The following is a 21,699-nucleotide window of genomic DNA, read 5'->3' as shown; positions in this document are numbered from 1 at the left end:
AATGATTTTACCTAATTTGATCCACATCGGTGGAGATTTGAATGTTCAGGGAAACCAACAGGTGGATGAACACAGCTTTCCCAATTTGGAGGTGGTAAAGGGGAATTTGGTGTTGGCACATTCAGGCTTCCAACGGTTGCCCGCGAAACTTAATCAAGTAGGCGGGGATGTGGTGTTGTCCAAATCAAGTCCTGCTAGCCTTTTGGAGGATGTCAAGCGTCTGAAGAAGAAGGGGGTGATATTGGGGGTAGTAAAATATTGTTATTAAACATCTTTAACAGATAAAATATGGCTTATCTCATTGACCGCCCTGAGGAACCCTCGGAGCTCTTTTTGGCCGCGAGGCAAATGGCTGGCATGCAGCTTCAGGAGCAATTTACTCGATTCAATTTTTCGGCTCCCCCCGCTCATTTACCTGCGTTTCGATGGATTAAAGCGGAGATGACATTTCCATCTTTTGACCACCTAAGTTTTGCGCATAAAAACTCAATATTTTCGGTTCTGATTGATATTCGGCATGGAGAAGAATCTTCGCTTAGCGAACAACAAATGCGAAATTTATTGGATGCCTGCCGGGCGCACCAATTAATTCCATGTGTTTTCAGGATTGATTTTGATGATGAAATATTGTTGCCTAGGTCAACAGGTTGGAATTTGATTCATGGCCAAACGGGGGAGTTAATTGATCCACCTGGGCAGTCGGAGGAAGCTCCAGTGGTTATGTCAGCCTGGGAATTATCGAATTTTGCCATCCAAGTAGTTCGCGATTTTGTAGAAAAACAGGGGAATGAGGTTTTATCCTTTTGTGATTTGCCGGAGGTGAATCCGCAAATCTGGTTTCGGGATGCACAGGGGAAGGAATGTTGGCTAATTGTGGAAAATACGGTCACGAATGAAGCCTTAGATGCTGCGAAATGGCAGGATTTCGAGCAATCTAATCCGCAATTAAGTGGGATGGATGGCTATTATACAGGCGTTCGGATCAAGTCTAGGAATCCTCAGGTCATGCGGGGAGATGGATTGATGGTGGATTTTAAGGGGATGGAAAAAATAGGAGAATAGCGATGTTGGGCGAGTAGAATTCTGCATCTTTCTTTGTCTATGTCATCCAAAGAATTCCTTTGTTAATTATCAGTTTTTTTGATTAGTAAACGTAATGAATTGACTAGTTTAGGTTTAAATAACCTAATAGGAATGGGGAAATATGCTACGGACATTGAAGCTCAAATTCGCTTACTACAGGCAAGAAGAATGCAATTTGAAATACCTTTTGGTATCGAAAAAGCCAAAGAGATATTATTAGACATCGGATATTATCGCTTAGGTTTTTATTGGCAGCCATTTGAGGAAGATAAAAATCATACTTTTCGTAGAGGGGTGAAATTTCAAGATGTAGTTGATTTATATTATTTGGATGCTGATTTAAGAGAGGTCCTATTTAGGGCCATCAAGCGAATCGAAGTAAATTTTCGAACTCAGCTCGTCTATCATGTATCAAACAACTACGCTTCAAATGCGCAATGGTATGTGGATTCAGAAATTGTACAAGAAAAATTTGTCCAAAAATTCAAGCAAAATTATTACACAGCTCAATTTATCAGTAGCAACAAGGCAATCAAAAGGCACCATACGAAATATCCTGCCGACCTATATGCCCCAGCATGGAAAACCTTGGAGTATTTGACTTTTGGCACGATTGAATTATTGTTTAAATCAATTAGAGATGAGAATGTTAAAATGGCAATTTCGCTCAGGTATGGCATTAATCGCTTGGATATTTTTAGTAATTATTTGAAAACAATTGTCTTCATTCGTAATATCTGTGCACACAACGAAGTGCTTTTTGACTCCAATACGGCTCAGGGAATCAAGATAACTCCGTTGATTCCTCTTTCGAATGATGATCGGCATAGCTTATATGGTTCCATACAAGTTGTCTTGTATTTTTTAGGTCAAATCTCTAGGAATAGAAAGCTGGATTTAGAAGTTCAGATGAAGAACTTATTCAGTAAGTTTGTTGATAATGCAATAATTCGAGGTGTTATTGAGCATGATATGATGATTAAATTATAAGTTTATTTTTTCTGTTTTGATTTATTTATTTTAAGTTTGTGTTGTCGTGCCCAACTATGCTTCGATGTAGAACTGCACGTTAAAAAGTATACATAACCCAGACTCGATCTGGGTTTTTTGTTTAAGGCTTTCGAATTGCCAGATTTTCTTTATCTTATCGCCAGATCAGAATTTTCATACTGTACATCTTAGGTCTAACTCAGAACAGTGAAACCAGTTTATGTAAATCATTGTTCGAGCAATCTAGTAAATTTTGTCACTGAATTCATTGCCCAATTTCCTCATTCAATTCCGAAATTGCCTATTTTTTTTTATCTTGAAGAAACAGTCTTTTTAGCTTATGAACCCAAGCATCGAACTCTATACGATCAAACGAACAGACGTGCGTGTCTATATGAACCTCGGATTTGAGGGAGAGGATTTAAAATTTGATGGGCATGATTTGGGAACTACTGTCGATGAAAATTGGGGGAGTTCCGAATATGAATATACAGCGACGGTTTTGGCGAAGGATCTGGGGCCTTTGTATGATTTACATGGGATTAAACCGGGAGCGAAAGAGGCTTTACTGGAGGCATTGGCCCCCTTGTTTTCAAATAATTCAGGTTATACCCAATTCAAGACTTACTTGAAGAAGCATGGGATAGCCTTTGATACATTTACTTATTAATATGAAATTTGATTTAATTGGCGATATCCACGGCCATGCCGACAAGCTTGAAGAGATTTTGACCCTCATGGGCTATGTCAAGAAAGAAGGCGTTTATCAACATCCGGAACAACGGACACTGGTATTTTTAGGGGATTACATCGATCGCGGGCCCAAGATTCGCGAGACACTTCATCTTGTAAAGGATATGTGCGACGCGGGACATGCCTTGGCCATCATGGGAAACCATGAATTTAATGCGATTTGTTTTCATACGAAGGATACTGTCAATGGAGGGTTCTATCGAAAACATAGTATCGTTGAAATTGATCAGCATATTGAAACCTTACGTCAGTTTAGAAATTATCAGGAAGAATGGGAGGAGGTATTTTTACCTTGGTTTCATCGCTTGCCGCTCTACATCGACAGGCCCGAATTTCGGGCCGTACATGCTTGTTGGGACGAAGACCAAATAAACTGGTTGGCCGAAAACAACATCTACGAAACGGTCCATGGTCAAAAGCGCATTGCGCAAAACGTTCTGGCTGATTATGCGAGCAAGAAATCCCCTGTTTATGATGTATTAGAGGAACTGTTGAAAGGCAAGGAATTTGATTTGCCTGAAGGACAAGGTTTTGTGGATAAGGATGGGACAAAGCGGCAGCGTGCCCGGGTAAAATGGTTCCAGCCTGTTGAACAACGCCAACTGCATAAGGATGTGTTTCTGGGAATTGGAGAGGACTTTGGCAATTTGGTATTGAATGAAGATATTCACGCCGCGCTCCACAGATATGAGGGTGAAACCTCCGTGTTTTTTGGGCATTATTGGTTGAAGGGTAAGCCCACAGATCCATTTGCTAAATCCATTTGTTTGGATTACAGCGTTGCCAAAGATGGGCATCTCGTGGCATATCGTCTGGATTCAAAAGAATTTGTGATTGTTTAGCGATGTGTGAAATAAGCGACAAGATTAAGTTTTGTACCTGCGTCAAAGGTCATTATTCCAAACTCCCACATTACTGGTTGTATTACCGGGTGGGGGAGAAGAATGAGTTGCATTGCATGGGTATGCCTAGGACCCCATTTGACTATTTTGTTTCTGATTTTAAGGCAAATGAGATAAAATTGGCTGAGCGCTTAAATGAATCCGATGCATTTGATATACCGATCAATCCAAAGGCCGGCGACCGCATGGAAATTGTAATTAATAATTTGAAATCATATGAAGAGCGGGTTGTTTATAGTTTTCGCTATAAAAAACGGCAATGGATGATTGATGAATATGATCCATTTGAATCGTTGAATCATCACATCAAAAAAATCGCCAAAGGCCCGATACGTTTTGAGGGTTCCTCTCAAGAATGATTTAGCTATTTCCACTTTATAAATTAAGTTTCGAAATCATGAATTGAAAATCATCTTTGATGAATTCCCAATATTTACCTCTCAAGCAGATTGGATTTAGGTCTTCATCGGCATATTGGAAATTGGAGAAATTATGAAGGATTAATGTTCTGTCATGGGAGTATGGGTAGCGTAAGGCATGTAGTTCAATCATGTCATGGATCGAATAGCGTGATACCAATTCGTGCAAATCCCAAAAGTCTTTTTTCCGACCACCCCGTTGAATAACATCGATTTTCATGGCAATGATTTCCTCGACGGTCGCTAAGCGAATGGAATCGATTAAAAGAAAAGGTTGGATGAATGGATCTGTGTAGAATATGTCCAACTTGAAGGTTTGATTTTTATTTTTTCCCAAATAGTACGCTTTCCCAATCAATGGAAGCATCGAGGACGTAGAAACGTAGGAAAAGGTTTGTCGGAGAAAGTAGTCAATCCGATCAAAATCGATGCTTCCATAAGGTGCATCGCTGAATAAATCAAGGTCTATGGATTCGCGATGGCCTACTTGTAAACTTAGTGCTGTACCGCCAACGAGCCGAAAGGGATCAAACACGGGCGCCTGCATCAAGATTTGAAGGCTATTTTTTAATAATTCATTGATCGTGTTGGTGTAAAATGTTTGCATCCGGCGAATTCGCATGGAGGGTATAAGGTGCCCTGGGGGAATTCTTAAGAGCAGCTTGGAAAATAGCCGCTCCATAGAATTGCTTGATTTCCTTTATTTCAAGCTCATTGCCTCGTTCCATGATGCGGCGAATAACCGCATTTTTTTGCCTCTCCCAATCGATTTGACTGATATCCGTATCCCAAAAAACTGATTTTCTAATTAGGCTAAGATTGGGGGTCAAAGGTTTAAGCTTTTTCTTCGCTTCTTCAATTTCATAATAGGTCTGCAAAATCGCTAAGCTCCCTTCCGCCCAACCCAGTTTTTCCTCGATTTTGAGTGCGATGGAAATAGGTAAATTTCGTTTTCCCTTCGTAATCGCATGAAGCGTTTGCGGGTGCTCGCCAATCGACAAGGCAAGAGGTCGCTGCGCGATTCCTCGCATTTTCAATTCCCGTTCCAGAATGATGCCTGGATGAATACCCTTAAATTTAGCTAGGTAATCGCTCATGAAACAAATGTAAGCAAATTTGTTTACATATTTATTCGGTCCATTGATTCGAAAGGGTGATTATTCATACTTTTTCGAATGAGCAACTGTTCGTAAATACCGAACAGTTCAATTTAATGTGAAAATGAAGATATCGGTGTAGATTTGCCTAAGAAAGCAATATGCAAAACATGCATATTACTAATTCGAATGAGCAGTTGTTTGTTTTCCGTGTCAATTTGAACATAAAATCAAACGCAAATAGCCTACTTCGTAATCCACCCCACCATCACCTCCGCCGTTTTCTCACACCCCTCATCCAACATCAAATCATGCGATCCGCCTGCAATGATTTCAATGGGTGCCTTGTAATGTTTAGCGGTTTGTTGGAATTCATTCACGCTAATTAATCCATCGGCGGAACCACCGATGACCAAAACCGGACAATCGATGCGATGCCTCACTGGGATAAATAGCCCCAAATACGCCCAAAAAGATTCGGCGCAGAGTTTGGGTTTGTAGACGTCCGACAAGGGGTTGTCGTTGAAAAAGAGTTTGGCGTATTTCCGAAAGGCCTTCAGCAGATTACCTTGCAGCAAATAAGGAATCGCACCTGGATAGCGGAAAAGCGTCCGTAAACTCGGGAACAACACCCCGCTCGGGGGAACAGAGGCGAGCAAGATGGCCTTTTTGGCCTTACCCGTCTTTAAATAACGCTGCACAATCATCCCGCCCATGGAATGTCCGATCAAAATAGGAGGGGTGTCGAGTTTGTCCACGAATGCGCCCAAGGCATTAAGATAATCGTTAACACTATACGATATTGCTTGTGAACTGCCTATCTCCTCATGCCCCGGCAGATTTATCGCGAAACAAGTATATCCTTTGGCCTCAAAATAAGGGATGAATTTCTTCTCCCAGCACCAAGCACCGTGACTCATTCCATGCACGAAAACGAGGGTTTCCTTCATGCCACCGGCGTTTTGCTCACGTAGTTTTTGGGGAGATGCTTCTTCAACTGGCCCACGAATAAATGAAAGTCGACCGTTATCGTATGCCGCGGCGTTTTAATCTGATTCAAATGCGGATGCGTCACCTCATGCTGGCATAATTCCGCGATATTCTTCGGTCGTTGCCAAAGTCCCTTAATCGCCCGCGCCACAATTTTACTCTGTAATTCCGCCCCCGGCCAAATGCATCCCAAGGGCTGGAACATGCCCACGAAAAACAGATTCTCGTATTTTTCATGCAACATCTTCAAATACAAAGGCACATCCCCCTCGCTGTAATTCAAGAAGCTCTTCTCAAAGAATGGATGCTCCAAAATATATCCCGTGCAGGCAATCACCACATCAAATTCCTCCTGCGTGCCATCCTTGAAATGCACCATCTTCCCCTCAAAATGATCGATGTCCCCCTTCGGAAACACCTTGCCATGCCGCAGTTTGTACAATAATTCATCATTGATCGTCGGGTGCGTCCCCGTGATCGCATGCTCCGGTTCAGGTAGTCCATAGTTCTTATTCGGTCCCGCGAAAATCTTCACGGTCAGCTCCGACAAGAAGAACTTGAGTTTCGTGGGCAAAAAGGCCATCGTGGAGGCCACGACGTCGCTTGGTTTGCCAAAGAGGAATTTGGGGACGATGCGGTAGCCGCGACGCCAACTGATGCTTGTCTTCTGACTGACCCGACTCGTTTCCACCGCTACATCGCAGGCGGAATTTCCTCCACCAATCACCAAAACCTTTTGGCCCCGGAAGGGCTCCGCTTTCTTATAATCGTGCGAGTGCATGAATTTTCCGGTGAATTCACCCGGATACGAAGGCATGCGCGGCAACCAGTGGTGGCCGTTGCACACCACTAAATGGCTGAAACGCTCGGTCTTGCTTTGGCCCTCATGTTCAGTAACGACGGTCCATTGGCCATCTTCATCTAATGTACAGGATTTGACCAAGGTATTAAACTGTATGTAGGGCAGGAGCTTAAAATGCTCGGCATAGCCTTGAAAATAACGTCGTAATTGGTCATGCGACGGATAATCCGGAATACCCTTTTCGAAATCATCGAAGGTAAAATCCTCGTATTGCGACAAGGTTTTGGAGCTGATGATGTGTGTCGTTTCAAACACGCTGGAATGCCCCACCTTTTCATTGTAGATCCAGTTGCCCCCCACTTGGCTGTTGAGGTCGTAGCAACGAACATCCAGTCCCTGATCCATTAAATTCTTCACCGCGGTAATCCCGGAGGGCCCCGCGCCTATTACACAAACTTTAGTCATTTAGCTAGATACGTTTTGTTCAAATATAGTAAAATGCCAAAATAATCTTGAAATTTTAATGTACAACCTTTGGCAAACCTTTAAGGATTGCCAAAGGTTTTTCCTGTTGAATTATTGGTAATATTAATATTGATATAAAATACCGATGTTTTGTTAAGTTCTTTCATAAAAAAAACCAGGCATCTATTGATAACCTGGTTTCTTGTCTTTCTTTTCTAATTTCTTCTCTTTCGCTGTTTTCGCGGGTTCCTTCTTTTCCGCCTTCTTGGAATTCATGCCTTTGGCCATGGTATCAGGGTTTAAGCCCCCAAGTACGGTATAATTATTGGTTTTACCTTCCTTCGCTTTCCCTAAACCACCAACAAACCCATCTCCCGCAATTCCTCCACCAATTCCCCCTCCCAAAAACGCTCAAAATTTCCGAGTCCCGATTTTGAAAATTTTGCTTGAAATTCCTCAAATGTCCCCGTTCTTTCCGGCCCCAACGCTAAGCCTGGCAGCGTATTCACCAACCAATTTCCCATCTTTTCCGGCACCTCCAATTCCACATCCTCACGCCCCAGACTGAAGGTCAAGGTTTGAGTAAGTTTGTCGTAGGTAGGGTTTGGTCCAAGCCAACAAACCTTCGCGTTTGCTTTCGGGAACTTACCCTCCTTTTGGCTTAGTATCCGGGCGATGTAATTCTTCGGAATCTGCGTCCGCGGAATCTTAAAATCAAACCATTCCTGCAGCGGCATGTCCAAACCAATGCCATGCATGTAATTAAACAAGGACTTCTTCAGCCCCTCGCTAAACTGCGCATGATCCGTACCCGTCGGGTCCGCATGCTCCAAATCATTATTCGCAAATGCACCCGGCGTTGGATTTAAAATTTCAATCTGATAAGCATCCGGATTCAAACCCACCGGGCTATGCGCCGTCAACGCAAATTGATGCCAAAAACCAGAATGCATCACCCCGTTTTCAACCAGTTGGCGAACCACCTCCAGCGAATCCACCGTCTCCTGTGCGCTCTGCGTCGGAAAGCCATACATCAAATACGCATGCACCAAAATCCCTGCTTGCGTAAAATGATCAGCAACCTGGGCGACCTGGGAAACGGTCACCCCTTTATCGATTAAAGCCAACAAACGATCGGAGGCAACCTCCAATCCCCCCGAAACCGCAATGCAGCCCGAACGAACAAGGAGTTGGCATAAATCCCTTGTAAAACTCTTCTCAAAACGAATATTCGTCCACCAGACCACCGTTAATTCCCGACGGATTATCTCCAGCGCCACATCGCGCATCAAGGCCGGCGGAGCGGCCTCATCCACAAAATGAAAACCATTGTTTCCGGTTTGTTGGATCATCGCCTCGATGCGATCCACCAACATCGGTGCGGTCGTCGACTCGTAATTTTTTATGTAATCCAAAGAAATATCGCAAAAGGTGCACTTGCCCCAGTAACAACCATGGGCGAGCGTCAACTTGTTCCAGCGCCCATCGCTCCACAAGCGGTGCATCGGATTCGCGATTTCAATGACCGATAAATATTTGTCCAAAGGCAAATCCGTGTAATCCGGAATGCCCACGTCCTTCTGCTTGACATCGGATTCTTTGGCGCCGTTGAGGTAGGTGACGATGCCCTCTTGCCGACAAAATGTTCGTTTCAAATCCTGCAAGTCCCGCTTTCCAGCCAGATGCTCCAATAAATTCATCAAAGGCGTTTCGCCATCATCCAAACTGATGAAGTCGACGAAATCAAATACCCTAGGCTCCTGCAAGGAACGTAATTCGGTGTTTGCATAACCTCCGCCTAAAGCGACTTTGATATGCGGATGGTGTTGTTTCAACCATTGACCGCAACGCAGGGCGCTGTATAAATTGCCCGGGAAGGGCGTGGTAATCGCGACCAAATCTGGCTTTTCAGTCAGGATTTTTTCGGATAAAATGTTGACTAATATCTCATCGATGTAGGTAAGCGGCGCATGCAGCGCCTCGTGTAATTCTTGAAAACTGGATGCCGAGCGACCGAGTCGTTCCGCGTATCGACTGAACCCAAAATGCGGGTCCACCGCCTCGATGATTAAATCGGAAATGTCTTCCAAATACAGCGTCGCCAAATGCCTTGCTTTATCCCGCACCCCCATGCTGCCAAAGGCCCATTCCAAATCCGCGACCTGCTGAAAACGTGATGCCTCGGGCAAGTAGTTTTGCTCCGCGATGAGATGCGCCATCGTCGGATTTTTATCATGTAAGAAGGAAATAACCGGGTCAATGCTACGTAAATAAGCGCTTTTCAATCGCATCATCCTTTGCCCATTTTCACTCATTTCCTTGCCCGATGACTCGATACGCGCGAATAATTGGGCTAATCCGTTTTTGGAAAATACTTGTAAGATGACCTCCAAACCCAAGTCGGCCTGATACGACGCCAGCCCCTTCGTATTCAAAAAACCCTTCAAATAAGCCGTCGCAGGGTAGGGCGTATTGAGTTGGGTAAAGGGCGGGGTAATAAAAAATACCTTGGGACTTTTTGAGTTCATGGACGTCAAAAGTAATGAAAAGCGGTTAAAACAAAATCATTTAACCTTTGGCAATCCTCTTTAGGTTTGCCAAAGGTAGTTCACAATTCTTCCCATTTGTTTTAATCCAATTATAAAGATTATCAACAAGATGGTTTTTTGAATTCGAAATTCTCTGTTGAAAAAACTACCTTTGGCAAACCGCTAAGGATTGCCAAAGGTAAGGATAAAGACACCTGGTCTCCTTTCAGGAACATCAATCCAAGCAATCCATGCCGATGGGTGCTCCATCTGGAATTTTCGGGGTATCCATCGGTTTCCAATCATTCGGATTCGCCTTAAACTGCTCGATCGTCTGCACCATGTATTTCGCCATAGGCGTCGCTAATTTGCTGTAATGGCCGCGAATCTTTTGCACCGACTCATGTACTTGGGCCGCCGCCAAAGGCGATAAACTCGGCGCATTCAAGACATTCAATAAAGCGGCTACGACCTTGTAATTTATCGTCTCCTGCGTTGCCTGCAAATAAGCATCCGTATGGGATTTCATGATGGTCGACTGCACCACATGATTCAAGGTCTCTTCCAATCCCAATTGCTTTGCATCCACTGCCTTGTTGCCCGCTAAACGAGATAGGCGTTCGGGATGTAGTAAGAAATCTAGCGTAAAATCACTCGCTGATTCCACAGCTCCTAGGGGATCGAAGGTGATACCCGTCTTGCCTTTGAAGGACTCACGCGTACGGTCGTAATTAAAGGCACGCGGTGGGAAGAGGGCTAACTTATCTTTAGGAATGGCCAAATGCTGTGCATCCAAAGTTTGGGTAATCGTATGTAAAGCGTCCAACTGCAAAGCCAAAGGTGCTGGCGAAAGCACTAATTCCTTGCCACCTCGCACGGCATAATTGTATTCGGATCCTCCGATGATTTTAGACACCGCCTCCGTTTGGTAGCGGTGTAAAAAATACAAGGGAACGAAGACGTCTTCCAGATGTGAATAGGTCTCGTTAGGGCGAATGTTGTTCACAGAGAAGTTGGCAATGGCCTTTTGGCGCACCGTCAAAATACTTTTTAGTTCATCCACGATCGTCGTTCCATTGTCCCATAAGTGCGCGTAAATATGTGCGCCTCCCGGGTTTCGCGCATCCGAGTCGGTGATGAAACGCATGCCTTTTTCGTAGGCCTTGTCCAAGACCTGGTTTAGTTCCGCTTGTGTCTTGTGCTCGCCATAGGCATAATCCACCGACACCTTATCCCATTCACCGATTTTCGTGTCATAGGCATGGCTGAAATCCATTTGATTTCCCTTGAATTCGATTTGTGGATGGGGGTAATCCATCACACTGGTATTGTTACGCGCACTTGCCGCATAGTTGTGCGCAAAGCCGAGCGTATGTCCTAATTCGTGCGCAGCGAGCTGGCGAATACGCGCCAAAGCCATTGCCATCATCGGACCATTATTCGATCCATCCACCGCAAAAGGCGCATTCATCAGTCCCTGCGCGATCAAGAAATCCTGGCGGATCCGAAGACTCCCCAAACTAACGTGTCCCTTCATGATTTCCCCCGTTCTCGGGTCGGCGATGCTCGCCCCATAGGACCAGCCGCGGGTCGAGCGATGCACCCACTGAATGACGTGGTAACGCACGTCCATCGGGTCGGCATCTTCGGGTAATAATTTGATTTGGAAGGCATCCTTGTAACCAATCGATTCAAAAGCCTGGTTCCACCAGCGACCACCCTCCATCAGCGCGGAGCGAATCGGTTCCGGGGTGCCGTTGTCCAAATAATAGATAATCGGTTTGACCGCCTCGCTCACCGCCGCAGTCGGATCCTTTTTCTCCAAACGATGTCTTGTGATCCATTTCTTTTCAATGACCTCGGTCACCGGAGAAGCATAATCTTGGAAGGTAATCGCATTCGCTCCCGAACGCGGATCGAATACACGCGGTTGGTATTTGTTGTCCGGCAATTCAATAAATGAATGGTGCTCCACGACCGTTACAAAATCGGCATTGGGTGCGACCGAACGAATTTCCGCCCCGGTTCCATTCCCAGCAAAGGTCAACCTTGCCTCGAATTCCGAATTTTTTGGAAAGGATTTGGTACGATCCAATGCCAAAGAACTTCTCGATTTATCCAAGGAATAAGTTCCCTGTTTCGCTTGCGCCAATCGCTTCAACACCCCGTGGGCATCTTGCATGAGGAAGTCGGTGAAATCAATAAAATAGGATCCATTACTCGCATGTTCGATTTTAAACCCAAACAAAACGGATTTCGCAAAGGCTTGTTGGACCGACATCTTCTCCAGCGGATTTGTCGTATTCGCCCGGTACCTCGTATTCGGTTGGACCAAGAAAATCTTGTTTCCTTGCTTCTCAAAAAACACAACCTGCTCGTTGCCTAATTGGCCGCGATCTAATCCCAGGTCATTATTCCCCACACCTTGCGCAAGGGAATAGGCATATAAAAATTCCTCATTTAGCTTGTTGACCTCCAGGTAAATCTTGTCATTGGAGTCGTCGTAATAGAAATTGAAGTAGCCGGAATAGGCCTTCATCGCTTTCAGTTTATCGGCGAATTGAGCTTGCGCGCCAAAGCTTAGCAGGACAAAAAACAGGATCAGTTTTTTCATATTTCGTTGATGGTTTACCGGATAAGCCGGTTTGATTTCTTCGTCAATTTGTCTATCATTGATAGTAATTTCTAAACTTATGAAAAATATTTTATTGTTCCTGCTTTTGGCATTTTCTGCTGCCGCACAAACCAAGCCCTTACGCATTATTTTTATCGGTGCGCACCCAGATGATTGCGACATCAAAGGGGGCGGAACCGCCGCATTATTTGTGGAAATGGGCCACCAAGTGAAATTTCTATCAGTCACCAACGGCGATGCGGGCCACCAAAGTCAAGGCGGTGGCATGCTCGCGAAACGTCGGATTGCCGAAACGCAAGAAGTCGCGAAACGCTTAGGTGTCTCCTACGACGTGCTCGATAATCACGATGGAGAATTGCTACCTACCTTGGAAATTCGTCTGCAAATCATTCGCAAGATTCGTGAGTGGAAGGCCGATGTGGTCATTGCCCCCCGTTCGAATGACTACCATCCCGATCATCGCTACACGGGCGTACTCGTGCAAGATGCGGCCTTCATGGTAGGTGTGCCCAATGTCGCTCCGGATGTAGAACCACTCCGCAAGAATCCCGTATTCCTGTATTTTCAAGATAATTTTAAGAAACCGAATCCCTTTCAGCCCGACATCGCCGTGGACATCACGCCGGTCATCGCCAAAAAATTGGCGGGACTCGATGCCCATCAATCCCAATTTTATGAGTGGTTGCCTTGGATCGGGAATTATGAGTCGGAGGTACCGAAAGACCCAGCTAAATACAAAGAATGGTTGTTGCAAAAACGCGTCGCGAAACCCAATCCAGAGGTGCAAAAGAGTTTAGTGAAATGGTACGGACCCACGCGCGCTGCCAAGGTACTCTATGCGGAGGCCTTTGAAATTTGCGAATATGGCTCCCAACCCACGGAGGCCGACTTACGAAATTTATTCCCGATGTTAAAAGTGGAGTAAAGACCTATTACCTTTGAATACTAAACCTAGGAAACATGAAAAAATATTGGGCTTTTGGCCTTGGTTTGTGTCTATTATTGAGCACAAATCTACTCGCACAAGATTGGAAACCCCTTTTTAACGGCAAGGACCTGACGGGTTGGAAACATGTGGGCGGCGGCAAACGCTTCGTCGAAAACGGACTTTTATCCAGCACGGGCGGCATGGGCTTGTTGTATTGGACGGGTGGAAAATTAGGCGATTGCCAGATCCGCGTCGTTTATAAAATGCAAAAGTTTAATAGCAATGCGGGAGTCTTTGTGAAAATCCCAATCGAACCCAAGGAGGAGTGGATGCCCGTGTTTTATGGCTACGAGGTGCAAATCGATAATCACCCGGAAACCTCCAATGAGGATGAATACCATATTTCGGGAACCTTGTATGCCTTCACCAAACCGAAGAGCAAACCGGGAAAACCCGGCCCTGAGTGGAATACCTTGTTGATCACCTTAGACGGCCCGCGTACCATCGTGCACCTCAATGATGAGTTGGTGACCGATTACCGGGAAGGAGACCCTGTTCCTGCGCGTAAATTTGATTTTGAACCTTATCCGGGAATTCGACCAAATTCCGGTTGGTTCGGATTGCAAAACCACGGCGACGAAGACGTCGTGTATTTCAAAGAAGTAGCTGTTAGACCCCTGAAAAAATGAAACGTTCTGAATTTATCAAGAAAAGTACGCTCGCCTCGGCGGGATTTTTCATCTTGCCCCGTCACGTTTTGGGCGGTAAGGGCTTCGTAGCCCCAAGCGACAAATTGGTCATTGCGGCCATCGGTTGCGGAGGCGAGGGGGATAATGACATTCAGCATTTGGCGAAAACGCCGAATAATAATTCGACCATTGGATTTCTTTGCGACGTGGATCAGCGTCAAGCTGCTCCCAAACGCATGCAATTTCCCAAAGCGAAATTTTACGAGGATTGGCGGGAGCTCTTCGACAAAGAAGGCAAGCATTTCGATGCGGTGACCGTCGCAATTCCGGATCATAACCATGCCGTGGTGGCGCTGCGTGCGATGCAAATGAAGAAGCATTTGTACCTGCAAAAGCCTTTGACACATGACATTCACGAGGCACGCATCATCACGAATGCGGCGGCTAAATACCAAGTCGTCACCCAGATGGGCGATCAGGGAGCCTCTTGCGAAGGGATGCAAACCATGCGCGAATGGATGGAGGCGGATTTGATCGGGGAGGTGACGAAGGTGTATTGCTGGACCGACCGCCCTGTATGGCCCCAAGGGATTTCCTGGCCCAAAAAGGCGAGTAAAATTCCGAAGGAACTCAATTGGGATTTATGGTTGGGCACCGCGCAAAATACGAATTACATTGAGAACCTTGTGCCCTTCAACTGGCGCGGTTGGTGGGATTTCGGTACGGGCGCCTTGGGCGACATGGGTTGCCACATCATGGGGCCGCCGTTTAAATTATTGAACTTGGGCTATCCGCATGAGGTGTCGGGAAGTGCCTCCACGACCTACAGCGGCGTTTTTAAGGAATCGGCCTTCCCAGAAAGCGGGCCGATTTCGAGTTCCTTGAAATACCGTTTTACCTTACCGAATGGGAAGGATTTGGATTTATATTGGATGGATGGGGGCATTACACCGGAGCGTTTGCAGGCCTTGGCACCCGATGTGAATATGAATGATGCGCTGGGGGATTATCCGGGGGAGAATGATTTCGAGGGCTCTACCTTGTTTGTGGGGACCAAAGGGTTGATTGCCTGTGGCTGGGGTGGAAGCCATCCCCGTTTATTTTCAAAGGAATTACAGGAAGCGGCGAGTCACATTCCACAGAAATATGCTCGGGTGAAGGGAGGCATGGATGGTCACTGGTGGCAATGGATCGATGCGAGCATTGCGGGCTATGGCAAGATGGAGGTGAGTTCGCCTTTTGAGGGCTATGCGGGACCTTTGACGGAGACCGTACTTTTGGGGAATTTATTGTTGAGGAGTTTCAACATCCGCGAAAAGGTGAAGCGCCAAGATCCGGTTTACGGCATGATGGAAGGCTATTCGTATAGCGGTCGATATAAGGCGCTGAAATGGGATGGGGCCAATATGCGCGTGACGAATTACGAACCGGCTAATCAGTTCTTGCAACGTAGCTACCGCAAGGGTTGGGGGGATTTGGTGATTTAGTTTTTGCTAGGCGTATTATTGACTAAAGGTTTGGCCCAAAAACCAATGCTCCCGATGAAGGCGAGGCTGAGGAACAGCATGCTCATGCCTGTTTTTAATCCCCAGATATCTCCGATTCCACCCACGAGGAAGGGGAAAATCGCACCGCCGACAATCCCTGTCACGATGATGCCGGCGAAGGAACCGTGGTGTTCGCTCACCGAGTTCAGGGCGAGCGAGAAGATGACCGGGTACATGACGGAGGCGAAAAAGCCGACGAGCGGGAAGGCGATCAAGGCCATTTGGGTATTGCCGTAGAGCGCAAAGCCGAGCGAGATCATTGCGAGGAGGGTGAAGCTGGAGAGCACGACCCGACTGTCTAAAAATTTCAAGAGAACTAAACCCAACACGCCGCCGGCGGTCATCAGGCCCCAATAATAGGCGATGGTGTCTGCTCCAGTGCTTTGAGGATCTTGGCTGTGGTAGGTAGAAAGAAATTGCGAGATCCAAGTCGCGATGCCTTGTTCAGTGCCTACATAACAGAGCATGGCGATGAAATACAGAATCACGTATTTGTTTTGAAAGAGTTGGACGTGAATCGCCCAGGCGCCTGCCTTCTCGTCTTCGCCTAATTCGACCTTTGGGAATTTAATGAGGAAGCTAATCAGCATCATCAATAGGCTGATTCCGATGAATAGGTAGTAGAGCGAGAGCCAGGGAAAAGTTTGGGCTTGAATGCGCGGATTTGCGATGAAGTTTTGGTAGACCATCGGACTTAAGAAAGACGCGAAGCCGAAGATTAATTGAGCCAAAACGGAGTAATGGGCATATTTTTCCTCCCCACCCGCAGTTCTCAAGAGCGGATTGATGACCACCTGCAACATGGCCATGCCGCTACCTATGAGGAAAAGCGACAGCAGAGCACTTAGGTAATTGGGCGATAAAACCATCAACAAAGACCCAATGGTCGCCATGCCAAAGGCTACCAACATCACCTTTTTTTCTCGATAGGTTTCGAGTAGAATTCCGGCCGGGATGGAGGTCACGCCGTAGGCGATGAAAAAGGAAAAGGGCAATAGGGAAACCAAGGTAAGATTCAGTTCAAAGCTCTGAATCAAGTCGGGGATAATCGGCCCCATGATGTTCGAGATAAACGAAATGACGAAAAATGTCAGGAGAATCAGCAGAACGAGAATGGGGCTTTTTTGCATGGAAGTGCTTAGAATTTCAGGTTATAAGCCAAATAAGGGATGGCCACAAAGTCACTGACGGTTGGGGATAAAAAGCCAAAATCCACCGCATACCTTGCGCCCAAATAGCGAGCTCCTGCGGACAGAATGCCATTGTATTCGTAATAAGAATTAATGGGTTGGCCCGTCATCGGATCATAGTTGACCGTTTTAGCGGAAAAGAACCAATTCTCTGTCATCAGCATCATGCGTTTCGAAATGCGCGTCATGCCCGATAGCGTCATCATGGGTCTATTGGCCAACTTCCATACATAATCATCTTGTAAGAGTCCGGAGTTTTCTTTCACGGCACCGAGGCCCAAATTTAAGGTGACATTTCTTTCTTTGGAACCTAGCGTGAGGGAACCATAGCCGGCGCCAACGCCAAAATTAAAGTCTCGGATGAGCGAGTTTGCTACGATGATTCCACCGCCCACATGCACGTTTTTGGAAACTTGGTAGCCCACTTTGGGGGTAACAAACAGGACGAAGGGGATGACGACACCCGCACCGATGGAGAGGTGGTCGGTCAAACCAAGTTGAAATGAGTTTACGAGGAAGTACGCGTTTTGATAATATTTATCCCCTTTTTGGAGTGGGATGGCGGATGGGCCAAAGAAATAGCGTGTGGGTTGGGGGTTAGGAAAAGTTGAATTTCCAGACTTCCCTAAATGTGTTACGGTTTGAATATTTTCCCAGGGAATTGTCATTAAGCCTGTTTCTGGAATATTGATTGTAATCGACTTGTCATTTTGGTAGTTCAAAGTTCCCTGTACCGAATTGCCTTGTTTCAGCTCAACCCGCACGAGGGTGGAATCTTGCGCTTGTGCGATGCTAGCAATCGCCAGGAAAAAGAGAATGATCCATGCTTTCATACGATGATGGGTTTAGCTAAGGGTTCAAGGTAGGACTTTTTTTGAAATAGCACAACTTGATGCCTACAATCCACCTAATTTAGAAAACTTTACATGTAATCACATAATTCACGTAAATTGACTCAGGTTTCATCGTGATTATAATGACCTTTCATCAGGGGAATTTTTAGGCAAGAAAGAAAATAATTTCGGAAGTTTGCTAAAAGGAATTAATCAGACGTTACATGAAGTCGAGAGCTTTCGTTTATTTAGTTGTTTGCGTATCTCTATTGTTGCCACGTGAGTTATTTGCTTTGTCAAATGACAGAGAATTAGTGTGGTTTGATTCGAAAATTAAGCAACGTAAACGAATTGATTTGTTGACGGGAATTTTGTCCATTGAGCGATCGATGGGTTCTTGGCAAAAGCTGTCGGAGCTCCGGATAGATTCCTCGTTGATTCTTCATTTACCCCCTCGCATTGCCCCGCATTATATTCCCATGGGGAATGGACGAATTCGATTTGCCTTATCGGGAACCGGCCAGGTTCTGGAATGGGATGAAATCAAAAACACATTGTCGCGAATCGATCACGCTTTTTATGCAGGCTATAATTTTGGGGCGGCGGTGTTTAGTCGGCAGAATCAGCTCTACAGTTTTGGGGGGAGTGGCTTTTGGAATTTTAGTCGGGCCTTAACCTATTTCAGTGAGTCTGCTAAGGAATGGGAGAATATCAAGGTTAAAAATGTAGGTCCGCAAGCAATATTTAATGGTTTTCAGGGGTATTCAAAGGGAGATGATCGTTTTTTTGCGGGTGGGTCGGAGTTTCATGCGTTTTTGGCTGGGGACTCAGGCCAAAGAGATCCAGGTTTTTATGCTTTTGATTTTGAACAGAAAAACTGGAGCTATTTAGGGGATATTTCGTCAGATTTGTTGGCCGCAAAGGATCAAGATATTTTCTGGACGGGACGGTATTTTGTGCAGTTTTCAAGTGAAGGGCTGAATATCATTGACCCTGTGGAGAACCAAGTTTATGCGGTTAATCGCTCGGAGGCTGATTTGCAAGTTGCCCCACTCATGTTTGTATCAGAAAATAAGTTGATAGGCTATTGGGATGAAGAAGGCGGTAAAAGCAAGGTCTATGACATACAGGCTTACCTGAAAATAGCCAAGCCGATTGGTCAATTCTACACGCGGCCAAACTATCTATTGTATGGCGGCCTGTCCTTTGTAGCTCTTGCCATTCTTGTGTTCTTGTTCTTTTCGAAACGTCGGACAAAGATGAAGTCCGACTTGGAATTGGATGAGTTTGAGATGAAGCTTTTGAGAGCATTGCTTGATTCTGGACAGGGCTTAACGTCGATTGAGGTGAATGAGATCTTGGGACTTTCGACGAAGAGTATTGATAATCAGCGGAAGCTGCGCGTTCAAGTGATTGCGAGCATTAATCAGAAATTTCATTTGAAGTATCGAACTGGAAATATCATTGTTCGAAATTCCTCGTCATTGGACAAAAGACAGAGTCAATATGCTTTGGTTCCAGAGGCGCGATCGATTTGCCAAAAGTTCATTTGATTCGCTAAATCTGTGATTCACTGTAATCACACAGATTACGTAGAATAAACATTTCCACTAGGCTAACTTTGTTTTGTAACTAGTCTAAAAATATGTTCATCAAATCGTTGCGATTAATCCTCCTGGGTAGCGCGTTGTTTTTTTCCTGTTCAAAGGAAGATGCTATCCCATCGTATAAATTATCTGTGGATGCGAACCCTGTTAGTGGGGGTACGATCACGCCCAACTTTGGTTCCTACATGAAAGGGGAATCTGTGCAGTTGCTCGCTAAACCAGCTTCTGAATATTTATTTAAGGAGTGGAAGGGGGCTTTATTAGGGGATACCAATCCGGCATCCATTGTCATGGATGCCGATAAAAAAATTACCGGAGTATTTCAAAAAAGGACTTATCCATTGTCCTTGGAAATAGAGGGCCAAGGTGCGGTGGATGAAACAATCATTGCTGTAGCGCCTGATGCTAGAATTACCAATTATCCATCAGGCACGACTGTACGACTGAAAGCAACACCCGCGGATGGTTGGTTATTTAAATCTTGGAGTGGCGATGTATCGAGTACAACGAGTTCCTTAGATGTGAAAGTGGATAAGTCGGTTAGCCTGAAGGCCTTATTTGAAAAGGCCATCGTAAAATTGACAGTAAACATAGCTGAAGGGGGTAGTTTAGAAATTAAATCCCAAAAATTAAATCAAACTAAGACAATCAGTACTAGTCAGGTAATCGAATATGATTTGGGAGATCAGTTAACCATGACGGCTAAAGCAGGAGTTGGTTATCTTTTTGACGGTTGGAGTGGCGCAGTCGATGACCGATTGAATCTGGTGGAGAGCCGATCCATAAAAGTCAGCCAAAATGCGGATTTAGGCGTTCATTTTGTTAAAATGTACGCTGGAGGAAAGCTGATGCAAAACGAATTTTCAGATGAATCCAAGTTGAATTACCGTAGTTCTGAAAACTTTATCGTTTGGTGGGACAAAAGATATGATCAAAACCACAAGGGAAAAGATTTGTTAAAATGGGCTGAGCTTACACGGCAGAAAGCAGTTTTAATGGGAATGGAACCACCTTTGAATTCCGACAAATCATTAATTAATTTATATATGCATTTGCGTGGAACCGAAGGAGCTGGGGAGGATGTTTTCAATGATAATTGGAATCAAGGAGTAGGTACCGATCGCTTTGGTATGCCATTTTATACTGCACCCGTAATTCAAAAGCCTACTGCTATTTATCCCAATTTCACCAACGTGGGTAGTGTCGTACATGAAGGCTTTCACTTGATGCAATATAAAGGGACAACTCAAGATCAAACATTTAGTTATGGTAAATTAGATAATCGATGGTATATCGAAGGAAGTGCCAACTGGTTTGAAGCGATTTTAACTAAAATTGACCCAATTTTGAATCCTTCAGGTCCATTTGATAGTGTGCCTTCCTATTTGTTTCAACCTCAGTTAGCTTTATGGTCTTTTGGATATCAAACCAACGGAGCCGCAACATGGAGTCGTGCCGTTCATGGCTATGGGTCTCAAATTTTCTTACTCTACTTAACGTGGAATAAGATTATTTCGGAAGATTTCATCGGCGAATCATTTTATTCAAAAAGCTCTTTGTCTCCGCAGGAATATCTTTATCGAAACATTCCAAATTTTGAACAGGTATTTAGGCAATTCGCTGTCAATATTGTTGTGAAGGATAAAATCCCTTCTTTGGAAGCGGATGCGATTCGTGCTCGAGAAAAAGAGTGGTTGCTTTATGGGAAACAACGAGGGAATGCTAAGGCGAATGGAGAGAATGATGTTAATCTATATGCATTTGAATTAAAAGATCAGGGCACAAATGGATTTGTATCGCCGGTGGAAAAGCCTCAAGCCTGGTCTTATTCCGTTACGAAAGTTGAGAACACGACTGCGAGAAATTACAAGGTTGATTTTGAGGGCGACCGATTAGGGAATAAGGGTACGGAATCAAATTTTTATCTCGGCTATGTTATTGACCAAGGTGGTAAGTTTACCTATTCGAATGTTGAATTGAATAATGGGCTTGGAGCAAAAGAAATAAGCGTCCCCAATAATGCTACCTTGTACTTGGTTACAGTTTCTACACCGAAGTTGTTTGGTGGGGATGAATCATTTGGATATAAAATTAAAGTACAGCCTTAATATAAATCACTTTTTAGCGTTGGTAATCCTCTAAGGCTTGCCGAAGCTAGATTATTACTGCCTAAAGCGGAACACGCTCAACAGAAATATTCATCAATTACCTGATTTTCTTTATCAGTCAGCAGCTCAAATT

At 44.9% G+C, this 21,699-nt stretch carries 20 protein-coding genes; 11 read left to right on the top strand and 9 right to left on the bottom strand.

Going from position 1 to position 21,699, the window contains the following annotated elements; all coding sequences use genetic code 11:
* Position 1 precedes the first annotated feature (1 nt).
* The 6 genes from ACMH5P_RS05035 (at position 2) to ACMH5P_RS05010 (ending at position 4,087) form a co-directional block, all read left to right on the top strand.
* Positions 2-268: a hypothetical protein gene (locus tag ACMH5P_RS05035; RefSeq protein WP_459493242.1), complete on the top strand. Its 267-nt coding sequence runs from the start codon at positions 2-4 to the stop codon at positions 266-268.
* Between the two features lie 20 nt (positions 269-288).
* Positions 289-1,062: a hypothetical protein gene (locus ACMH5P_RS05030; RefSeq protein WP_459493241.1), complete on the top strand. Its 774-nt coding sequence runs from the start codon at positions 289-291 to the stop codon at positions 1,060-1,062.
* 132 nt (positions 1,063-1,194) lie between these two features.
* Positions 1,195-2,073 (top strand): Abi family protein, encoded by an 879-nt coding sequence (locus tag ACMH5P_RS05025; RefSeq protein ID WP_459493240.1) that lies wholly within the window; start codon positions 1,195-1,197, stop codon positions 2,071-2,073.
* A gap of 340 nt (positions 2,074-2,413) precedes the next feature.
* On the top strand, positions 2,414-2,743 hold the full coding sequence (locus tag ACMH5P_RS05020) for a hypothetical protein (protein ID WP_459493239.1): 330 nt from the start codon (positions 2,414-2,416) through the stop codon (positions 2,741-2,743).
* A 1-nt stretch (position 2,744) separates the two neighbouring features.
* A complete protein-coding gene (locus tag ACMH5P_RS05015) occupies positions 2,745-3,668 on the top strand; it encodes a metallophosphoesterase (RefSeq protein WP_459493238.1) in 924 nt (307 codons plus the stop codon).
* Between the two features lie 2 nt (positions 3,669-3,670).
* Entirely contained in the window at positions 3,671-4,087 is a 417-nt protein-coding gene (locus ACMH5P_RS05010) for a hypothetical protein (RefSeq protein WP_459493237.1), read from the top strand.
* A 16-nt stretch (positions 4,088-4,103) separates the two neighbouring features.
* Here the strand turns inward: ACMH5P_RS05010 and ACMH5P_RS05005 are convergent, their stop codons facing one another.
* The 7 genes from ACMH5P_RS05005 to ACMH5P_RS04975 all read right to left on the bottom strand — a co-directional run bounded on the left by ACMH5P_RS05005 (position 4,104) and on the right by ACMH5P_RS04975 (position 12,643).
* Positions 4,104-4,754, bottom strand: a complete 651-nt coding sequence (locus ACMH5P_RS05005) for a nucleotidyl transferase AbiEii/AbiGii toxin family protein (protein ID WP_459493236.1) — start codon at positions 4,752-4,754, stop codon at positions 4,104-4,106.
* A complete protein-coding gene (locus ACMH5P_RS05000) occupies positions 4,723-5,244 on the bottom strand; it encodes a helix-turn-helix transcriptional regulator (protein ID WP_459493235.1) in 522 nt (173 codons plus the stop codon). The genes ACMH5P_RS05005 and ACMH5P_RS05000 overlap by 32 nt, the downstream gene beginning before the upstream one ends.
* 245 nt (positions 5,245-5,489) lie before the next feature.
* On the bottom strand, positions 5,490-6,194 hold the full coding sequence (locus tag ACMH5P_RS04995; RefSeq protein ID WP_459493234.1) for an alpha/beta hydrolase: 705 nt from the start codon (positions 6,192-6,194) through the stop codon (positions 5,490-5,492).
* A complete protein-coding gene (locus ACMH5P_RS04990) occupies positions 6,191-7,501 on the bottom strand; it encodes a flavin-containing monooxygenase (RefSeq protein WP_459493233.1) in 1,311 nt (436 codons plus the stop codon). The genes ACMH5P_RS04995 and ACMH5P_RS04990 overlap by 4 nt, the downstream gene beginning before the upstream one ends.
* A gap of 183 nt (positions 7,502-7,684) precedes the next feature.
* Positions 7,685-7,906: a hypothetical protein gene (locus ACMH5P_RS04985; protein WP_459493232.1), complete on the bottom strand. Its 222-nt coding sequence runs from the start codon at positions 7,904-7,906 to the stop codon at positions 7,685-7,687.
* On the bottom strand, positions 7,852-10,029 hold the full coding sequence (locus ACMH5P_RS04980; protein ID WP_459493231.1) for a B12-binding domain-containing radical SAM protein: 2,178 nt from the start codon (positions 10,027-10,029) through the stop codon (positions 7,852-7,854). Before ACMH5P_RS04980 ends, ACMH5P_RS04985 begins: the two co-directional genes overlap by 55 nt.
* 235 nt (positions 10,030-10,264) lie before the next feature.
* Entirely contained in the window at positions 10,265-12,643 is a 2,379-nt protein-coding gene (locus tag ACMH5P_RS04975) for a zinc-dependent metalloprotease (RefSeq protein ID WP_459493230.1), read from the bottom strand.
* A gap of 79 nt (positions 12,644-12,722) precedes the next feature.
* Between ACMH5P_RS04975 and ACMH5P_RS04970 the strand changes: the two genes are divergently transcribed.
* From ACMH5P_RS04970 to ACMH5P_RS04960, 3 genes are read left to right on the top strand one after another with little or no spacing between them, the layout of a single operon-like run.
* Positions 12,723-13,589: a PIG-L deacetylase family protein gene (locus tag ACMH5P_RS04970; RefSeq protein ID WP_459493229.1), complete on the top strand. Its 867-nt coding sequence runs from the start codon at positions 12,723-12,725 to the stop codon at positions 13,587-13,589.
* Positions 13,590-13,624: 35 nt separating this feature from the next.
* Positions 13,625-14,281, top strand: a complete 657-nt coding sequence (locus tag ACMH5P_RS04965) for a 3-keto-disaccharide hydrolase (RefSeq protein ID WP_459493228.1) — start codon at positions 13,625-13,627, stop codon at positions 14,279-14,281.
* Complete coding sequence (locus ACMH5P_RS04960; RefSeq protein ID WP_459493227.1) at positions 14,278-15,768, top strand: Gfo/Idh/MocA family protein; 1,491 nt, start codon at positions 14,278-14,280, stop codon at positions 15,766-15,768. The genes ACMH5P_RS04965 and ACMH5P_RS04960 overlap by 4 nt, the downstream gene beginning before the upstream one ends.
* Here the strand turns inward: ACMH5P_RS04960 and ACMH5P_RS04955 are convergent.
* Both ACMH5P_RS04955 and ACMH5P_RS04950 read right to left on the bottom strand, forming a co-directional pair.
* A complete protein-coding gene (locus ACMH5P_RS04955) occupies positions 15,765-16,958 on the bottom strand; it encodes an MFS transporter (protein WP_459493226.1) in 1,194 nt (397 codons plus the stop codon). The two genes, ACMH5P_RS04960 and ACMH5P_RS04955, sit on opposite strands and share 4 nt — an antisense overlap.
* A gap of 8 nt (positions 16,959-16,966) precedes the next feature.
* Positions 16,967-17,851, bottom strand: a complete 885-nt coding sequence (locus tag ACMH5P_RS04950; RefSeq protein ID WP_459493225.1) for a hypothetical protein — start codon at positions 17,849-17,851, stop codon at positions 16,967-16,969.
* Positions 17,852-18,075: 224 nt separating this feature from the next.
* Here ACMH5P_RS04950 and ACMH5P_RS04945 point away from each other — a divergent pair, with 224 nt between their 5' ends.
* Positions 18,076-19,404, top strand: a complete 1,329-nt coding sequence (locus ACMH5P_RS04945) for a hypothetical protein (RefSeq protein WP_459493224.1) — start codon at positions 18,076-18,078, stop codon at positions 19,402-19,404.
* A gap of 92 nt (positions 19,405-19,496) precedes the next feature.
* On the top strand, positions 19,497-21,566 hold the full coding sequence (locus ACMH5P_RS04940) for an InlB B-repeat-containing protein (protein WP_459493222.1): 2,070 nt from the start codon (positions 19,497-19,499) through the stop codon (positions 21,564-21,566).
* The last annotated feature ends 133 nt before the right edge of the window (positions 21,567-21,699 follow it).

Source organism: Aquirufa sp. 5-AUSEE-100C1 (genome assembly GCF_054558655.1).
This window is presented reverse-complemented; position numbering and strand designations above follow the sequence as displayed.

Bases quoted from the DNA above. Each gene is read 5' to 3' on its own strand.
- ACMH5P_RS05035 (WP_459493242.1), top strand. From the start codon at position 2: ATGATTTTACCTAATTTGATCCACATCGGTGGAGATTTGAATGTTCAG.
- ACMH5P_RS05030 (WP_459493241.1), top strand. From the start codon at position 289: ATGGCTTATCTCATTGACCGCCCTGAGGAACCCTCGGAGCTCTTTTTG.
- ACMH5P_RS05025 (WP_459493240.1), top strand. From the start codon at position 1,195: ATGGGGAAATATGCTACGGACATTGAAGCTCAAATTCGCTTACTACAG.
- ACMH5P_RS05020 (WP_459493239.1), top strand. From the start codon at position 2,414: ATGAACCCAAGCATCGAACTCTATACGATCAAACGAACAGACGTGCGT.
- ACMH5P_RS05015 (WP_459493238.1), top strand. From the start codon at position 2,745: ATGAAATTTGATTTAATTGGCGATATCCACGGCCATGCCGACAAGCTT.
- ACMH5P_RS05010 (WP_459493237.1), top strand. From the start codon at position 3,671: ATGTGTGAAATAAGCGACAAGATTAAGTTTTGTACCTGCGTCAAAGGT.
- ACMH5P_RS05005 (WP_459493236.1), bottom strand. From the start codon at position 4,754: ATGCAAACATTTTACACCAACACGATCAATGAATTATTAAAAAATAGC.
- ACMH5P_RS05000 (WP_459493235.1), bottom strand. From the start codon at position 5,244: ATGAGCGATTACCTAGCTAAATTTAAGGGTATTCATCCAGGCATCATT.
- ACMH5P_RS04995 (WP_459493234.1), bottom strand. From the start codon at position 6,194: ATGAAGGAAACCCTCGTTTTCGTGCATGGAATGAGTCACGGTGCTTGG.
- ACMH5P_RS04990 (WP_459493233.1), bottom strand. From the start codon at position 7,501: ATGACTAAAGTTTGTGTAATAGGCGCGGGGCCCTCCGGGATTACCGCG.
- ACMH5P_RS04980 (WP_459493231.1), bottom strand. From the start codon at position 10,029: ATGAACTCAAAAAGTCCCAAGGTATTTTTTATTACCCCGCCCTTTACC.
- ACMH5P_RS04975 (WP_459493230.1), bottom strand. From the start codon at position 12,643: ATGAAAAAACTGATCCTGTTTTTTGTCCTGCTAAGCTTTGGCGCGCAA.
- ACMH5P_RS04970 (WP_459493229.1), top strand. From the start codon at position 12,723: ATGAAAAATATTTTATTGTTCCTGCTTTTGGCATTTTCTGCTGCCGCA.
- ACMH5P_RS04965 (WP_459493228.1), top strand. From the start codon at position 13,625: ATGAAAAAATATTGGGCTTTTGGCCTTGGTTTGTGTCTATTATTGAGC.
- ACMH5P_RS04960 (WP_459493227.1), top strand. From the start codon at position 14,278: ATGAAACGTTCTGAATTTATCAAGAAAAGTACGCTCGCCTCGGCGGGA.
- ACMH5P_RS04955 (WP_459493226.1), bottom strand. From the start codon at position 16,958: ATGCAAAAAAGCCCCATTCTCGTTCTGCTGATTCTCCTGACATTTTTC.
- ACMH5P_RS04950 (WP_459493225.1), bottom strand. From the start codon at position 17,851: ATGAAAGCATGGATCATTCTCTTTTTCCTGGCGATTGCTAGCATCGCA.
- ACMH5P_RS04945 (WP_459493224.1), top strand. From the start codon at position 18,076: ATGAAGTCGAGAGCTTTCGTTTATTTAGTTGTTTGCGTATCTCTATTG.
- ACMH5P_RS04940 (WP_459493222.1), top strand. From the start codon at position 19,497: ATGTTCATCAAATCGTTGCGATTAATCCTCCTGGGTAGCGCGTTGTTT.